The 15,983-nt window shown below is 32.6% G+C and carries 13 protein-coding genes; 12 read left to right on the top strand and 1 reads right to left on the bottom strand.

Annotation, left to right across the window (positions count from 1 at the left end; translation table 11 throughout):
• Positions 1–107 precede the first annotated feature (107 nt).
• The 12 genes from CN925_RS18520 (at position 108) to mutL (ending at position 15,057) form a co-directional block, all read left to right on the top strand.
• The gene (locus tag CN925_RS18520; RefSeq protein WP_098848309.1) at positions 108–1,034 is read left to right on the top strand and encodes a dipeptidase; all 927 of its coding nucleotides are present in this window, start codon (positions 108–110) and stop codon (positions 1,032–1,034) included.
• A 230-nt stretch (positions 1,035–1,264) separates the two neighbouring features.
• Positions 1,265–3,022 carry a 2-oxoacid:acceptor oxidoreductase subunit alpha gene (locus tag CN925_RS18515; protein WP_098848308.1) on the top strand — a complete coding sequence of 586 codons (1,758 nt, stop codon included), beginning with the start codon at positions 1,265–1,267 and terminating at the stop codon, positions 3,020–3,022.
• Positions 3,009–3,875 carry a 2-oxoacid:ferredoxin oxidoreductase subunit beta gene (locus CN925_RS18510; protein WP_098848307.1) on the top strand — a complete coding sequence of 289 codons (867 nt, stop codon included), beginning with the start codon at positions 3,009–3,011 and terminating at the stop codon, positions 3,873–3,875. Before CN925_RS18515 ends, CN925_RS18510 begins: the two co-directional genes overlap by 14 nt.
• A gap of 213 nt (positions 3,876–4,088) precedes the next feature.
• Positions 4,089–4,253: a hypothetical protein gene (locus CN925_RS18505; protein ID WP_180233018.1), complete on the top strand. Its 165-nt coding sequence runs from the start codon at positions 4,089–4,091 to the stop codon at positions 4,251–4,253.
• A gap of 50 nt (positions 4,254–4,303) precedes the next feature.
• Entirely contained in the window at positions 4,304–4,549 is a 246-nt protein-coding gene (locus tag CN925_RS18500) for a hypothetical protein (protein ID WP_098848305.1), read from the top strand.
• A 215-nt stretch (positions 4,550–4,764) separates the two neighbouring features.
• On the top strand, positions 4,765–5,310 hold the full coding sequence (locus tag CN925_RS18495; RefSeq protein ID WP_098848304.1) for a GNAT family N-acetyltransferase: 546 nt from the start codon (positions 4,765–4,767) through the stop codon (positions 5,308–5,310).
• Between the two features lie 205 nt (positions 5,311–5,515).
• Positions 5,516–6,466, top strand: coding sequence for a phospho-N-acetylmuramoyl-pentapeptide-transferase (mraY, locus tag CN925_RS18490; RefSeq protein ID WP_098848303.1), 951 nt, complete (start codon positions 5,516–5,518; stop codon positions 6,464–6,466).
• Between the two features lie 739 nt (positions 6,467–7,205).
• Complete coding sequence (gene miaB, locus CN925_RS18480) at positions 7,206–8,735, top strand: tRNA (N6-isopentenyl adenosine(37)-C2)-methylthiotransferase MiaB (RefSeq protein WP_098848301.1); 1,530 nt, start codon at positions 7,206–7,208, stop codon at positions 8,733–8,735.
• Positions 8,735–9,181 (top strand): YlbF/YmcA family competence regulator, encoded by a 447-nt coding sequence (locus tag CN925_RS18475; protein WP_098848300.1) that lies wholly within the window; start codon positions 8,735–8,737, stop codon positions 9,179–9,181. The genes miaB and CN925_RS18475 overlap by 1 nt, the downstream gene beginning before the upstream one ends.
• A gap of 271 nt (positions 9,182–9,452) precedes the next feature.
• Positions 9,453–9,998: an outer spore coat protein CotE gene (gene cotE, locus CN925_RS18470; protein WP_098848299.1), complete on the top strand. Its 546-nt coding sequence runs from the start codon at positions 9,453–9,455 to the stop codon at positions 9,996–9,998.
• A 152-nt stretch (positions 9,999–10,150) separates the two neighbouring features.
• On the top strand, positions 10,151–12,796 hold the full coding sequence (gene mutS / locus CN925_RS18465) for a DNA mismatch repair protein MutS (RefSeq protein ID WP_098848298.1): 2,646 nt from the start codon (positions 10,151–10,153) through the stop codon (positions 12,794–12,796).
• Between the two features lie 317 nt (positions 12,797–13,113).
• Positions 13,114–15,057: a DNA mismatch repair endonuclease MutL gene (mutL, locus tag CN925_RS18460; RefSeq protein WP_098848297.1), complete on the top strand. Its 1,944-nt coding sequence runs from the start codon at positions 13,114–13,116 to the stop codon at positions 15,055–15,057.
• A gap of 121 nt (positions 15,058–15,178) precedes the next feature.
• On the opposite strand, the gene CN925_RS18455 is transcribed toward mutL, so the two are convergent.
• Positions 15,179–15,844, bottom strand: coding sequence for an O-methyltransferase (locus CN925_RS18455; RefSeq protein ID WP_180233017.1), 666 nt, complete (start codon positions 15,842–15,844; stop codon positions 15,179–15,181).
• Positions 15,845–15,983: the final 139 nt, after the last annotated feature.

Genomic DNA, 15,983 nt, shown 5'->3' with positions numbered 1-15,983 from the left:
TCGTCAGTCGACGAGTTTTTTTTCGTATAATTATTACTTTTAATATTGAATTTATTAATATGTTACACTAGTTTCAAAAGTCAAAAAAATGAAAGGATGTTCATATTATGAAAGTTTTTGATGCTCATTGTGATGTATTGATGAAATTATTAGAAAAACCTTGGATCAATTTCGAAAATGATGATTCATTACAAGTTTCAGTTAATCGATTAAAACAAGGGAAAAGTAAAATACAATGTTATGCCATTTATATTCCCGAAAACGTACATAAACTTATTAAATTTGATGCAGCTCTTCAATGTGTCACACTTTTTTATGAAAAAGTAGCAACTGAAAATAATCACATAAAAGTTATTCGAACAAAAGAAGATGAAGTTGGATTAAAAAGTCACGAAATGGGTGCTATTTTGACGCTAGAGGGTTGTGACGCACTTTTAGGTGATATTAATCGCTTAAAGATTTTACATCGTCTTGGCGTACGTAGTGTCGGTTTAGTGTGGAATTATGCCAATGAGGCTGCAGATGGAATTCTTGAAGAAAGAAATGGGGGCTTAACTAATTTTGGAAGAAGTGTAGTTCATTATTTAAATGAGCATAATATGTGGTGTGATCTTTCTCATTGTACTGAAGCCGCGTTTTGGGATGCATTTGAGCAAGCAAAATATCCAACTGCAACACATTCAAATGCTAAAGCGATTTGTAAACATCCAAGAAATTTAAACGATGATCAGCTAAAAGCCATGTTTAATAGAGGAGCAATTGTAGGGATTAATTTCTTCCCAACATTTTTAGTTGATGAAGGTAGTGCATCTATTTCAGATATTCTGAAACATATCGATTATATGTGTTCACTAGGTGGAAAAAAATTTATCGCGATGGGGTCAGATTTTGATGGAATCGATACTCATCCGACAAATTTACATCACGTAGGACTTTATCAAAATTTAACAAATGAATTGCTTAAACACTATACAGAACAACAGGTTAAAGGCTTTCTGTATGAGAATTATTCATCATATATACATTACAAATAACATGTTACTTGTTCAGAATAATAAAAATATAAAAATTAAAGGAATAATTTCTTTCAAAATCATTGATTTTTTCGGTTAATAGGTCTAGAATTGAAAGCGAATTAACTCATATCAAAAGATATGTTTTAAATCGCTTTCATTCTTTTATAATAAAATGAATGATATGCAAAAAAATTATCCATTTATAATTTAATTTATTACGAATGAGGGCATTCAAAGGGGTGTAGGAAATGATTGAACAACTTTCGTGGAAAGTTGGAGGACAACAGGGTGAAGGTATCGAAAGTACAGGTGAGATTTTTGCAATTGCGTTAAACCGTTTAGGTTACTACTTATACGGATATCGTCATTTCTCTTCTCGTATTAAAGGTGGTCACACAAATAACAAAATTCGTGTAAGTACAACTGAAGTTCGTGCTATTTCAGATGACTTAGATATTTTAGTAGCATTTGACCAAGAAACAATCGATGTAAACTTTTATGAATTACGCAAAGGCGGTATTGTAATTGCTGATGCTAAATTTAATCCGACAATTCCAGATTCAACTGACGTAACACTTTATTCAATTCCATTTACAGAATTAGCTACTGAACTAGGAACTTCATTAATGAAAAACATGGTTGCAGTTGGAGCTTCAAGTGCAATTTTAGGTCTATCAATTGAAGTTTTCAGAGAAGTTGTAGATGAAATTTTTGGTAAAAAAGGTCAACAAATTGTTGAGAAAAACATAGAAGCAATCGCACGTGGAGCAGAAGAAATGAGAGAAATGCTTGGCGTGAATGTAAATAAAATGCAATTAGCAGAAGCTGATGGTAAAAAACGTATGTTCCTAATCGGTAACGATGCAATCGCAATGGGTGCATTAGCTGGTGGTTCTCGTTTTATGGCAGCGTATCCAATTACGCCAGCATCTGAAATTATGGAATACTTAATTAAAAAATTACCTCAATATGGTGGAGCAGTTATTCAAACTGAAGACGAAATTGCTGCATGTACAATGGCAATCGGTGCTAACTATGCTGGTGTTCGTACATTAACATCATCTGCAGGTCCTGGTCTTTCATTAATGATGGAAGCAATTGGTCTTTCTGGTATGACTGAAGTTCCTTTAGTTATCGTTGATACTCAACGTGGTGGTCCAAGTACTGGTCTTCCAACTAAACAAGAACAATCAGACTTAATGGCTATGATTTACGGAACTCACGGTGAGATTCCAAAAGTAGTAATCGCTCCAAGTACAGTAGAAGAAGGATTCTACGATATGGTGGAAGCGTTTAACGTAGCTGAAGAATTCCAAGTGCCTGTTATCGTAATTACTGACTTACAACTTTCTTTAGGTAAACAAACTGTTGAGCCACTTCAATTTGAAAAAGTACAAATTCGCCGTGGTAAGTTTGATTACAAACAAGAATTACCTGTATCTGAAAACAAAGAGTACTTCAAACGTTATGAAGTGACTGAAGATGGAGTTTCTCCTCGTGTAGTACCAGGTATGAAAGGTGGAATTCACCACGTAACTGGTGTTGAGCATGATGAAATGGGTAAACCATCAGAATCACCAATTAACCGTAATCAACAAATGGATAAACGTATGCGTAAATTAAATAACCTAAAATTCCCTAACCCAGTGTTAGTGAACTCTAAACACGAAGATGCTGATGTATTACTAGTTGGTTTCAACTCAACTCGTGGTGCGATCGAAGAAGCAATGGTTCGTTTAGAGCAAGATGGTATCAAAGTTAACCATGCTCATATCCGTTTAATACACCCATTCCCAACAAACGAATTAATGCCTGAGCTTAAAAAAGCTAAACGTGTAATCGTTGTTGAAAATAATGCTACTGGTCAATTAGCAAGCATTATTAAAATGAATTGTGGTCACGCAGAAAAGATTTCAAGCTTACTAAAATATGATGGAAATCCTTTCTTACCAAAAGAAATTTACAACACTTGCAAGGAAGGAGTTGTTCTAAATGGCAACATTTAAAGAATTTCGTAATAATATTAAACCAAACTGGTGCCCAGGATGTGGAGATTTCTCTGTACAAGCATCGATCCAACGTGCAGCAGCAAATGTTGGTTTAGAACCTGATAACCTTGCAGTAATTTCTGGTATTGGATGTTCTGGTCGTATTTCTGGATATATTAATTCATACGGTTTACATGGTATCCACGGTCGTTCACTTCCAATTGCACAAGGTGTAAAAATGGCAAACCGTGATCTAACTGTTATCGCTTCTGGTGGTGACGGTGATGGATTCGCTATCGGTTTAGGTCATACAATCCATGCAATTCGTCGTAACATCGACATTACGTATATCGTAATGGATAACCAAATCTATGGTCTTACAAAAGGTCAAACATCACCTCGTAGTGATGTAGGTTTCAAAACTAAGAGTACACCACAAGGTTCTGTTGAATCTGCACTTTCAGTAATGGAAATGGCATTAACAGCTGGTGGAACATTCGTAGCTCAAAGTTTCTCAAGTGACTTAAAAGAATTAACTTCATTAATCGAGCAAGGTATTAACCACAAAGGTTTCTCTTTAATTAACGTATTTAGTCCATGTGTAACTTACAATAAAGTAAACACATATGACTGGTTTAAAGAAAATCTTGTTAAACTTTCTGATGTTGAAGGATATGATCCATCAAACAAAGAAATGGCTATGCAAACATTAATGCAAAATAAAGGTCTAGTAACTGGTCTGATCTACCAAAACAAAGAGCAAAAATCATACCAACAATTAATTTCAGGATACAGTGAAACACCATTAGTTGAATCAGAACTTCAATTAGAAAAAGCACAATTCGAAAAACTAGTTGCTGAATTCATGTAATAAGAAGAAAAACTCCTCATTTTTGAGGAGTTTTTTTATTTTAATTTTAGGCTCTGTTATAAAATAATGTTGATTTTCTTATTTGAAAAATGACAGATTAGTGGAAAAAGGAAAAAGGTAAATTTAAAAAGATCTCGAAGTATATATACTAATAAAATACAGATCGGATTTCGGAAGGACGGTTACTAAATAATGGGAGTCTTTAAGGGGAAAATGAGTATTTCTCAAATTGCATTTATGGCAGCATTTTATGCGATTGTAGATACAATATTAAGTAATAATATACATTGGGATAATCGTTATATCCATGGTATTTTTGGTGGATTAATTACACTTATCGGGGGAATCTTAGCTGGATTTATCATTAAAAAGGCCTAAACCTTATAATACGAACTGATTCTTTAGTTGAAGTAAAGGAGTTCAAGCAGATGGAACAATACAGTTATAAAGAATTTCTTGAAGATTTAAGCAAAGGTAGTGAAATTCACTTTAGTTATAAAAATGACAATTACTTTATTGGTCGTGGAACTGGTCTATTTATGTTTTGGAAGTTTTATGACTCATCCAGTGAAATCATTGGAGATGATCTTGAAGATTTACTTCAAAAAGTGAGACTAGATGAGAAACTAATAAAGGAAATATGGGACTTAATTGAGATTGATGACATCTTTTGATGAGTTTAAAAACCAATGAGTTGTTCAACTAAAGCAGTGCTTTAGTTGCATAAGAATAATAAGCAAAGTCCACAATTTTTTGTGGTCTTAATTTTTGTTCAAAAATTAACAATCTATTTTAACAGGGCCTAATTTTAATAGATGACCATACTGACAATGAGATGAAGGATAATACCATTTACTGTTGAAGTAATTTGTAGTAAGGAGTGTTTTTGATGATAAATATCATAATAAGAAGGCCGAAAATAGAGGATATGAAAGAGTTAAATCAATTTTTTAAAATAGTGATTACGGACACTTTTACAAAAGAAGGTATTAGCAATCAAGTGGAAAGTTTGAATGATGAAATCGAAACAAAAGAAAAATATTTAGAAAATGATTTTGAAAGTAATGGTGAAAAACGATATTTTTTGATTGCTTTAGATAACGAAAAGATTATTGGTTCGATTGAATATGGTCCAGCAAGTGATCTTATTTTAAACTGTACAAACAATGCATTGAAAGGAATGCCTGAGGTCGGAACTGTATTTGTACATCCGGATTATCAAAAAAATGGTTTAGGAAATTTATTATTAAATAAGATGTATGTTACTTTAAAGGATAAAGGGATCGAAGAATTTTGTTTAGATAGTGGTTATCGTAATGCCCAAAAAATATGGAAAAAGAAATTTGGGGAACCTAATTATTTATTAAAGGATTATTGGGAAAAGGGTTATGATCATATGATTTGGAAAATCAAAGTTAACGATATATTAAAATAGCAATAAGGATGAGTACAGTGGCGATTTATCAAGTAGGAGGTAAGGTTGGGCGTATTTACGATTCAAAAAGATTATTTCTCCTAATAAATATCGGGGTTCTTATTACTAGTGACACTGAATTCTTAAATTAAAAATCAGGAAAATAAAGGGAATCACGTGATATTATCGAATTTCTTAATTGAAAATAATCGAAAGGAGAAAAAATTTGATATCCTCACTCGTACCTGCTTTGATCACTTTTATTTTGGTAAGTATTCTTTCACCTTTTTTAATTGCTACGTTAAGAAGACTAAAGTTGACTCAACCGATAAGAGCGGAATTACCTGTTGAACACCATAATAAAAAGGGCACTCCTTTAATGCTTGGAAGTATATTTTTGATTGGTACTTTAGTAGCTTTCCTTAATTATTCAAGTCCTCTTATGCTTTTTTTAGTTGGAACCTTTATTTTATTTAGTGTCGTTGGTTTTCTTGATGACTTCCAGAAAGCATCAAAACAGGATCCAGGAGGAATATCAGCTAAAACTAAACTAGTTTTTCAATTTTCTTTTACTATTTTTTTACTGATTGTGTTAATCAACTTTTTTCAATTAGACACAACCTTTCGGATTACGGATTCTATCAATATCGTTTTACCATTATGGTTGTATTTGGCTCTAATCACTTTATTTATTGTTGGATCAGCTAATGCTATTAATTTTACTGACGGGATGGATGGGCTTCTTGGTATGGTATCAATCCCTACCTTCTTTTTCTTTTTTTTGATTTCAGATCATATTGAAGTGAAAATTTTTAGTCTTATAATGATTGCTAGTTTAGCTGGTTTTTTAATTTATAACTTATACCCAGCTAAGGCTTTTATGGGTGACACAGGTTCAATGGCAATTGGTGGTTCTTTATCATTTTTAGCGATAATTGAAAAAGTAGAAATCTTGATTCCGTTATTGTTTTTTATTTATTTAGCTGAACAGTTTTCTGTTATTTTTCAAGTTTTCTACTTTAAAAGAACAAAAAAAAGATTATTTCTTTTGGCCCCAATCCATTTTCATTATGGAATTAAATATGGTTGGTCAGAAAATATTATAGTCATGAATTTTACGATTGTTTCTTGGACAGGTTCTTTTTTAAGCTACTTATATGTTTATTTTATGATGTAAACAAAAATGCAAAAATTTATAACTGAAGAGGATCCTTTCATGGATCCTCTTCAGTGTGTTGAAATATATTGTAGTCAATTGGAACATTAACTGAATTTCAAGGAAAAATAGTCTATTTATTATTTATGTGTCCTTTTATTGATAATTGATATTGGTTGAAATATAAATGTTTTAATTAACTGATTAAGATTTAATAGGTCATCTTTTTGACAGTGAATATTTGTAAAGATATGAAAGTCGCCATCATGAGTTTCGATTTGAATTTGATTAATAAAGTGTAATTCATCGTTCAATTGAGTATTCTAATTCTATTATTTTTAGATTATTATTTTTCATAAAGAAAATGATTGGAGACCCCGCAAGGCAATGCCGAGGAGGCTCAGGTCTCGCCCCATGGAAAGCGAGCAACCTGTAGTGGAAATCACTGAAACACAACTTACTTATCAAGATTTAATTGACAAATTCTTTTTTCAACAGCGTGAAGAGGATCCTTTGATGGATCCTCTTTTTATGTTTCAAAGGGTTTTATGGTCAACTTCCACAATTGAGAATCCTATATTGGAAATCAACATATAAAGCGCTTTATTATTTTAACAATTGATTTTTCAAAATGAATAAAATTATTCAAATATACTACTATTACCAGCTTTCTTTTTTGCGTAACGCACATTGTATATTGTAGAATAACGTTATATACTTAAGTAATGTGTGGACGCTCGAGAAGAAAGGAGATTGTTTCATGAATGAACAACAACGCCTTCAAGGCACTAATATAAATAATACAAAAGATAAAAATGATAAAGATTATAGTAAATATTTTGAAAAAGTTTACCAAGCTCCATCTTTAGCTGATGCAAAGCGTAGAGGTAAAGAAGAAGTTACGTATGATCGTGGTTTCGAAATTCCTGAAGAAATGAGAAATTCTGGTGTTGGTAAGAAATTCTTAATCCGTACTTATGGTTGTCAAATGAACGAGCATGACACAGAAGTTATGGCAGGTATTTTAACGACAATGGGTTATGAAGTTGCTACTTCAGCTGAAGATGCTGATATTATTCTATTAAACACATGTGCTATTAGAGAAAATGCTGAAAATAAAGTGTTTGGTGAAATTGGTCACTTAAAACCGTTAAAACTTCAAAGACCAGATTTATTAATTGGTATTTGTGGATGTATGTCTCAAGAAGAAGCAGTTGTTAATCGAATCTTACAAAAACATTCATTTATCGATATGGTATTTGGTACACATAATATTCATAGATTACCATTTATTATTCAAGAAGCGATGTTCAGTAAAGAAATGGTGATTGAAGTATGGTCAAAAGAAGGGGATGTAATTGAGAACCTTCCTAAAGTACGTCGTGGTGAAATTAAAGCTTGGGTTAATATTATGTATGGCTGTGATAAATTCTGTACGTACTGTATTGTTCCATACACACGTGGTAAAGAACGTAGTCGTCAACCAGAAGATATCATAAATGAAGTTCGTGAATTAGCTAGACTAGGCTACAAAGAAGTTACATTATTAGGTCAAAATGTTAATGCTTATGGGAAAGATTTAAATGATGGTAAATATGGATTAGGTCATTTAATGGATGAAATCCGTAAAATTGGCATCCCACGTGTTCGTTTTACAACAAGTCACCCACGTGATTTTGATGATCATTTAATAGAAGTATTAGCAAAAGGTGGTAACTTAATGCCACATATTCATTTACCAGTTCAATCTGGTAGCTCTGAAGTTCTAAAACTAATGTCACGTAAATATGATCGTGAACAATATTTAGAACTTGTAAGAAAATTAAAAACGGCAATGCCACATATTTCGTTTACAACTGATATCATTGTTGGATTCCCGAATGAAACGGATGAGCAATTCGAAGAAACGATGACATTATATGAAGAAGTTGGTTTTGATTTAGCATTTACATTCATTTATTCACCACGTGAAGGTACACCGGCTGCAAAAATGGTGGATAATGTACCAGAGAGTGTCAAAAAGGAAAGATTACAACGTCTTAACAATCTAGTGAATGAAAAATCTGCTGAATTTAATAAACGTTTTGAAGGGCAAGTCCTTGATGTATTAGTAGAAGGAGAAAGCAAGAAAAACCCTGATGTACTTGCTGGGTATACTCCTTATAATAAACTTGTAAACTTTAGAGGTCCTAAATCAATCGTTGGTCAAATTGTAAAAGTAAAAATTACAAAAGCTAAAACTTGGTCATTAGATGGTGAACTAGTAGAAGAAACAGTTGAGGTGCTATAATGGGAAAATATACAAAAACTGATATCGTTGAACGCGCAAAAGAATTAGCAGTAATGATTTCTGAAACAGAAGAAGTAGACTTTTTTAAACGTGCTGAAGCGCAAATTAACGAGAGTGAAACTGTAAGAACTTATATTGAAGAAATTAAGTCATTACAAAAACAAGCAGTTAATTTAGAGCACTGGGGTAAGAAAGAAGCTCTTAAAAAGGTTGAACAAGAACTTGAAGAATTGAACGAAAAACTAGAATCAATTCCAGTTGTACAAGAATTCCAATCTTCACAAGTAGAGGTTAATGATTTACTTCAATTAATCGCTCACACGATCTCAAATGGTGTAACCGACGAGATCATTAAGTCAACAGGTGGTAACTTATTAAGCGGTGAGACAGGTTCAAAAGTAGCTCATGGACCGGATGCTTGCAAAACAGATAGCTGCGGTCATTAATAAAAAAGACTCAAGGAAGCAATTAATTTTGCGACCTTGAGTCTTTTTTTTATGTAAGGCTAATAAAGTAATAACTAAATAGCCTAATTATCATATTTTTATGTTTATTTTTTAATTTCTTCAAAATAGAGTCAACTTTATTAGGCTGTCGTCATACAATTTATCATCACATGTTTTTTTAACTTGTATAAAAGAATTTTCATGTCATTAACACATTCCGCATATGTCACGCATAGAATGAAATGAAAATGGAACGAGGAGGGTCACACCTATGTCTGAACGCGAACATAGAGAGATTATAACGAAGGCAGTCGTAGGAAGAGGCAAGAAATATAACAAAGTCACACATACAATCACACCAAATCATACTCCATCAAGTATTTTAGGCTGCTGGGTTATAAACCATGTATATGATGCAAAAAAATGTAAAGATGGGGTAGAAGTATCTGGTAAATATGATATTAATATTTGGTACTCCTATGGTGACAATACGAAAACAGAAGTAGTACCTGAAGCTGTTAAGTATAATGAAGTCGTAAAATTAAGACACAGAGATGAAAATTTTACTGGCGAAGATTGTGAAGTAATTGCTAGATCATTAAAACATCCAAATTGTTTAGATGCAATTATATCTCCAAATGGTAATCGATTTATTGTGACTGTAGAAAAAGAAGTATTAGTTGAAGTTGTAGGTGAAACGAAAATAGTTGTTCTTGTTGCACCGCATGGTGTACATGACGATGATGATTTCTTTGACGTAGATGATGAGTTTGAAGATTTAGATCCTGATTTTGTTTTAGAGGGCGAAGAAGAATAGTCTAGGCTAGGGAGGTGATACTTCCTAGCTTTTTTGTTTTATTAGGATTTTGCATCCTATAAGTTTTCTTTTTCTTAACTTTCGAACTTTCCAAGCCTTTTCGCAAAATATGATATAATATGCGAAGAAAGTTTTTTGATGGAGTGGATAGAATGGCAACTTATACGCCAATGATTGAGCAATATTTAAATATAAAGAAAAATTACCAAGATGCATTTTTATTTTTTAGACTTGGTGATTTTTATGAAATGTTTTTTGAGGATGCAATTAAGGCATCTCAAGTTTTAGAGATTACTTTAACCGGACGAGCAGGAGGAACTGATGAACGAATTCCAATGTGTGGGGTACCTTTCCATTCTGCTGCTGGATATATAGAACAATTAGTTGAAAAAGGATATAAAGTAGCTATTTGTGAACAAGTCGAAGATCCAACAGTCGCAAAAGGAGTCGTTAAAAGAGAGGTTGTTCAATTGATTACGCCAGGGACGCAAATGGAAGGTAGATCAATTGACGAAAAGCAAAATCATTATATCTCAACATTATCAGAAGTATCACCAAGCTCATATGCTTTAGCTTGGATTGATTTGACGACTGGTGAAGGCAATGCTTTATTACTTAACGGTTCAATAGAAGAAGCAGTTTTAAAAATTGCAGCAACTGGAACAAAAGAAGTAGTCGTAAATGAAGATTTTTCATCTAAAGCAATCCAAACACTTGAAAAAAGTTTTTCAATTACCGTTTCGTTTGAGGAGAACGATCGTTTATCAGAGGAGTTTACAAATGTTGTAAAATCTATTGATCAAACAAGTTTAAAAGCTACTGCTGCAAGATTATTAAATTATTTATCAAGAACACAAAAACGAACACTTTCTCATCTTCAAGAAATAGTCGTTATTCATCAACATGATTTTTTAAATATGGACATGTATTCGATGAGAAATCTTGAATTAGTTGAAACTCAACGTTCAAAAAACAAACAAGGTTCTTTGAATTGGTTATTAGATGAAACGAAAACAGCAATGGGTGGCCGACTACTTAAAAAATGGATTCAACGTCCACTAGTAAGTACGAAACAAATCGAGCATCGTTTGACGATTGTGGAATTACTAATGGAAAACTATTTTATCCGTGAAGACCTGAAGGAGTTATTAAAAGATGTATATGATTTAGAGCGTTTAGCTGGTAAAGTCTCATTTGGTAATGTAAATGCAAGAGATTTATTACAACTAAAACGTTCACTTCAAACAGTACCTTCAATTATTCATGCTTTAAAATCAATTAATCATGAAACGATCGATGAGCTAATTAATCAAATCGATCCATGTGAAGAGCTTCAAGTTCTTTTAGAGAATGCAATTATTGAAGATGCGCCTTTATCTATTAAAGAAGGAAACATTATTAAAGATGGATTCCATAAAACATTAGATGAATATCGATTCATTAGTAAGAACGGTAAAAATTGGCTAATGGAATTGGAACAAAGAGAAAGAGAAATTACGGGGATTAAGTCGTTAAAAATTGGATACAATCGAATCTTTGGATACTATATTGAGGTTACTAGATCAAATATTAGTCAAATTCCAGAAGGCCGTTACGAACGTAAACAAACGTTAGCGAATGCAGAACGATTTATAACAAATGAGCTAAAAGAAAAAGAAACAATGATTCTTGAAGCTGAAGAAAAAATGATTGGATTGGAATATGAGTTATTTATTTCAATAAGAGAACAAGTAAAACAATATTTATCTAGACTTCAAACATTAGGGCAAGTAATTAGTCAAATTGACGTTTTACAAAGTTTTTCTGTAGTAAGTGAAAAAAATGGATATGTAAGACCAACATTCACAGAACAAAGAGAATATATCGTGAAGAACGGAAGACATCCAGTAGTTGAAAAGGTACTTCTAGGTTCAGAGTATATTCCGAATGATACAAATTTAGATGTTGATACTCATCAATTTTTAATTACAGGACCAAATATGGCTGGTAAGAGTACGTATATGAAACAAGTTGCTTTAATAAGTATATTAGCTCAAATTGGATGCTATGTACCTGCTGAATATGCGAAATTACCTATTTTTGATCAAATTTTCACTAGAATTGGTGCTGCAGATGATTTAATTTCTGGGCAGAGTACTTTTATGGTCGAAATGTTAGAAGCTAATTATGCAATCACGAATGCAACAGAAAAAAGTTTAATCTTATTTGATGAAATTGGTAGAGGAACATCAACATATGATGGAATGGCTTTAGCGCAATCGATGATTGAATATATACATGATCATATAGGAGCAAAAACGCTGTTTTCTACTCACTATCATGAATTGACGGTATTAGCAAATCAACTTAAGTATTTAAAAAATATTCACGTAGCAGCAAAAGAGCAAGATGGAAAAGTATTATTCCTTCATAAAATCTTTGAAGGTGCAGCGGATCAAAGCTACGGTATCCACGTTGCCGAATTAGCCAATCTTCCGAAAGAGGTAATTACTCGGGCAAAAGAACTATTAAATGATTTAGAATCAACTAATCATTCGTTTGTTAAAGAAGAAATTGAAGTTGCAGAAAAAGAGAATGCAGATAGTAAAGTACCTATAAAAGAAATTGTTCAAACAATAGACAAAGAGGATGCTGAATCTCAGTTAAGCTTATTTGACGATCATCAACCAGTCGTTAAAGAAGTTGTTAAAAACCATCCTGTCATTGATCAATTAAAAGGAATCAATATACTAGAATTAAATCCAATGGAAGCATTTAATTTACTATATGAACTTCAAAAGCAAGTTAAAAAATATTAATAGGTAATAAGTATTTCTACTACAGGTTGCTCGCTTTCCATGGGGCGAGGTTCCTTTAGCCTCCTTTCCCATTGAAGCCTGGCAACCTTTCGTTCCAATCAATTTCTATATGATCAATAATGATCTTAAAAACAATAGTCAATTAAACGAATGAATTACATTTTATTCATTCGTTTAATTGAAACCTATTATGACGACATCGACATTCACATTTTTACAAATAAGTTTATACTAGTCAGTTAAAATATTTATATTTCAACACTCATACTATAACTTTTCTTAATGTATAGTATTCTATTTAGAGAGGAGGTTCACTAATGTCAAAAATACAGAAGTTAGATGAGATATTAGCCAATCAAATAGCCGCAGGTGAAGTTGTAGAACGTCCTGCATCAGTTGTGAAGGAATTACTTGAGAATGCAATTGACGCAAATAGTACACGTATTACAGTCGAGATTAACGACGGTGGACTCTCACGAATTTTTGTCAGTGATAATGGTGAAGGGATGTCAAAGGAAGATAGTGTCCTAGCATTTGAGCGCCATGCAACTAGTAAAATTAAAGATGAAAATGATTTGTTTCGAATACGTACATTAGGTTTCAGAGGTGAAGCATTACCGAGTATTGCATCTGTAAGTTATGTTACAGTAAAAACATCAACCGAGGACGGACCTGGAATTGAAACAATTTTAAAAGGTGGCGTATTACAATCCCAGAAAGAAATTGCTAAATCAAAAGGGACAAGTATTGAAGTTTCAAATTTATTTTTTAATACACCTGCTAGATTAAAATATATGAGAACGGTCCAAACGGAATTAAGTAATGTAACAGATGTTGTCTATCGATTAGCATTAGCAAATCCACAAATTGCTTTTGATTTGAAACATAATGATAAATTAATGTTTCGTAGCAATGGCAATGGCGACGCAAGACAAATTCTTGCATCATTATACGGCTTACAAATTGCAAAAAACATGGTTCATTTTAAAGGCGAGTCATTAGACTTTCAAATTGAAGGCTATTTATCCATGCCTGAATATACAAGAGCAACTAGAAATTATATTTCACTATATGTTAATGGAAGATATGTAAAACATTATGGCGTAAACAAATCAATTAGCGAAGGCTATCATACTTTGCTACCAATTGGCCGTTTTCCAATCGTTTCGTTATTTATTAAAATGGACCCACAACTAGTCGATGTAAATGTCCATCCAACAAAACAAGAAGTTCGTTTTAGTAAAGAGGATCAATTATTTACATTAATTACAGAAAGTATAAAAAAAGTTTTTAGGGGTCGTTCGCTTATTCCAGAAATAAAGTCAACAGCTCCTAAGGAAAAAATAATAAGTGAACAATCTACATTTTCGTTTGAACATTCTTCTATAAAAGAAGACGTAGAAAAGAAATTACCTTTCTCGCTTCAGGAGCGTTTTAGTACTAGTTCGAATTACTCAAATGAGACAAAAGAAACAGTCAATGTAGAAAAATCAACTGAATATGATTCAACTACTCAAAATGATTCATCAAACCGAACGGATTATGAGAGTCTTTATTTTGAAAAACATGAAATGAATAATGATATAGTTTTTTCAAATAATGCTAATGAAGACGATCAATCCAATATAGAAGAAACAGTTATTGTGAACGAAGATGTATATGATGAGCAAAATATAGACCAACTACCTCCTTTATATCCAATCGGGCAAATGCACGGAACATATATTATTGCTCAAAACGAAAAAGGATTATATTTAATTGATCAACATGCTGCACAAGAACGAGTTTACTATGAATATTTTAAGGAAAAAATAGGGGAAGTAGCATCAGAACTACAAACCTTATTAATTCCAATTACATTTGATGTATCACCAGAGCAAGCTATTTTATTAGACCAATACCATGATGAACTCCAAGAAGTTGGGTTATTTATCGAGAAGTTCGGATCGAATAGTTATGTCATTCGTGAACATCCAAATTGGTTTCCAGAAGGGCAAGAAGATACATTAATTGATGAAATGATCCAAGAACTATTAAAACGAGGAACAATTAATATAAAAAAACTACGTGAAGAAAAAGCCATCATGATGAGCTGTAAAGCATCAATAAAAGCAAATCAATATATAACAAACGACGAGATTTTTAATCTATTAGAATCGTTGAGAAAATCAAGCAATCCATTTACATGTCCACATGGACGTCCGATCGTAATCCATTTTAGTTCGTATGAGCTTGAGAAAATGTTTAAGCGAGTTATGTAATAAAAAGGGGAGCCACATCATTCAGGTTAACTGAATTAAGGGCACCCCTTTTTCAACTATTATTTGCCATGCTTCTTCATTAATATGCAAAAACAAAACGTGGGCTCCCATAAAGGAATTACTATTTAACAACCCCAATCACAAATCCATCATACCCTTTTAACCCAACAGTCTGAAGAGCGGTGGTGTCAATTCGAGAGTCTGTACTGAGTAGATCCATTAGCTGACGGACACCTTTGACACTTTCATCTTCACTTGATTCATTAATGACCTCTCCGCTTCGAACAACATTATCGACAATAATTAAGGCGCCAGAACTTGCTAATTTTAATGCCCATTTTAAATAATGTGGATTATTTGGTTTATCAGCATCGATAAATATAAAGTCAAAAAAAGGTTTTGATTCTTTTAAAGATGGCAATGTATCTAACGCTTTTCCGATGATCACTTCGACTTTATCTTGCAATTGTGCTTCTTTGATATTTTGTTTGGCAACTTTTGCATGCTCATTGTTAATTTCTAAAGTAGTTAATTTCCCATCTTCGGGAAGTGCACGTGCTAACCAAATACTACTATAGCCACCTAATGTACCGATTTCTAAAATATTTTTGGCACGTTTAATCTTTGCTAATAAATAAAGTAATTTACCTTGAGTAGGAGACACGTCTATACTAGGTAATCCCGCTTGATGATTTGCAAGTAATACATTTTCTAAGATAGGATCAGTCGGAAGGAGTTTTTCAATAAAATATTCATCAACATCATTCCAAATTACGTTTTTAGGCAAAATTACTTCCCCCTTACTTTGTACTGTATAAAAAAAAGTATATGGTATAGTTTTATAAAAATGCTTCTACAGGAAAAAAGTCATCCCTATGAAGTAAACATTCATACTTAAGCGGTTTGTTTTACAAATTTATGATTGT

Source organism: Bacillus sp. AFS055030, assembly GCF_002574545.1.
Taxonomy (GTDB): domain Bacteria; phylum Bacillota; class Bacilli; order Bacillales; family Bacillaceae_G; genus Gottfriedia.
Note: the sequence above shows the minus strand (reverse complement) of the source record. Positions and strands in the feature narration are given on the sequence as shown.